Origin of the sequence: Arthrobacter sp. NPDC056493, assembly GCF_042795115.1 — a bacterium.
Lineage (GTDB): Bacteria > Actinomycetota > Actinomycetes > Actinomycetales > Micrococcaceae > Arthrobacter.
This window is the reverse complement of record NZ_JBHTSL010000130.1, coordinates 1-1,350: the sequence shown is the minus strand read 5'-3', so window position 1 is coordinate 1,350 and position 1,350 is coordinate 1. Positions and strand designations below refer to the sequence as shown.

At 65.3% G+C, this 1,350-nt stretch carries 2 protein-coding genes and 1 pseudogene; 2 read left to right on the top strand and 1 reads right to left on the bottom strand.

Annotated features, from left to right (window positions below; translation table 11 throughout):
• Together ACFQ50_RS24545 and ACFQ50_RS24540 are read left to right on the top strand one after the other, a co-directional pair.
• Nucleotides 1-207 (top strand): annotated as a pseudogene (locus tag ACFQ50_RS24545) (L-idonate 5-dehydrogenase); the annotation flags it as partial.
• A complete protein-coding gene (locus ACFQ50_RS24540) occupies nucleotides 204-716 on the top strand; it encodes a gluconokinase (RefSeq protein ID WP_377998231.1) in 513 nt (170 codons plus the stop codon). The pseudogene ACFQ50_RS24545 and the gene ACFQ50_RS24540, both read left to right, overlap by 4 nt.
• Before the next feature lie 2 nt (nucleotides 717-718).
• Here ACFQ50_RS24540 and ACFQ50_RS24535 read toward each other — a convergent pair whose 3' ends face one another.
• Nucleotides 719-1,171 (bottom strand): hypothetical protein, encoded by a 453-nt coding sequence (locus ACFQ50_RS24535; RefSeq protein ID WP_377998230.1) that lies wholly within the window; start codon nucleotides 1,169-1,171, stop codon nucleotides 719-721.
• Nucleotides 1,172-1,350: the final 179 nt, after the last annotated feature.

Sequence of the window (1,350 nt, the reverse complement as noted above, 5' to 3'; positions counted from 1 at the left end):
ATCACCCGGGAACTGGACCTGAAAGGTTCGTTCCGGTTCAACGACGAAATCGACGAGGTCATCACCGCCCTCGCCGACGGCACCCTGCACATCGGGCCCGTCATCACCCACGACTACCCCGTGACCGACGCCCTCAACGCGTTCGAAACCGCCCGCGACTCCGCCCAATCCGGCAAAGTCCTCCTCAACTTCGGGGAAGCATCATGATCACGAAGCTGCCGCCCCTGGTTGTCATGGGTGTCTCCGGCTGCGGAAAATCGACCGTCGGCGCGCTGCTGGGCGAGCGGCTTGGCGTGCCGTTCTTCGACGGGGACGACTTCCATCCGGCCGCCAACAAGGCCAAGATGGCAAGCGGCACACCCTTGAATGACGAGGACAGGGCACCGTGGCTCGCAGAGATCGGTGCCGCGCTGGCAACGCCATCCGATGCAGCCCGCTCGAATATCATCGCCTGCTCGGCGCTCAAGCGGAGCTACCGCGACCTGCTGCGCAGCTTCGTTCCCGGCCTGGTGTTCGTCCACCTTTCCGGCGCGGAAGCCACCATTTCGGGCCGGATCAGCGGCAGGGCGCACGAATACATGCCCAGCAGCCTCCTGGCCTCGCAGCTTGCGACGCTGGAGCCGTTGGGAACCGATGAGGCGCATATTCCCGTGGATATCCTCGGCGATCCGGCAGCGCTCGTAGACGGCATCGTCCGCGAGCTGGAACGTTCCTGACCCTACCTCTGGGGCTGGATCCCGTTCCCCGCGCCCTTGGCGAGTTCCACTTCGGTGTTGATGATTTCGGCGGAGCACTGGAACTGCACGTCGCAGCTTTGCAGCACGATGGTGGCCGCGGCCGTGCCCTCGTTGAACGCCATCACGTTGGGAACCACCCGGATGGTGACGGTCTGGGCTTTCCGGGTGCAGCTCAGCTGGTCGTTTCCGATGCCGCCGGCGATCCGTCCGTCGCTGACCCTTTGGGTGAGCTGGATGACGGGTATGGCGGTAGTCAGGGTGGGGCCGGTGTCGCAGACGAAGGTGATTGGAATATCGACGGCGGCGCCGTCGGCGACGAGGATTCCGGGCCCCGCGCTGACCAGCGTCGCGGGGGCTGCGTGGGCGGGGGCGGCGATGCCCATGAGGCCGGCGGCGAGTGCGACGGCGGCGAGGCGGCTTCTAGTGCCTAACATCAGGTTCTCCCTTAGAGGCAGGTTGGAGTGGATTATGCTGCCAAACGTCCGCGCGGCCGAAAGTCCGGCTGGCCGCACCATACTCACGCACCGGTTGCGCTGACAAGAGCCAAATAAAAGGGAAGCGGACGGACGGGGGGGGGAGCCCCCCCCGGCGCAATACTTAAATTCGGTTAGGC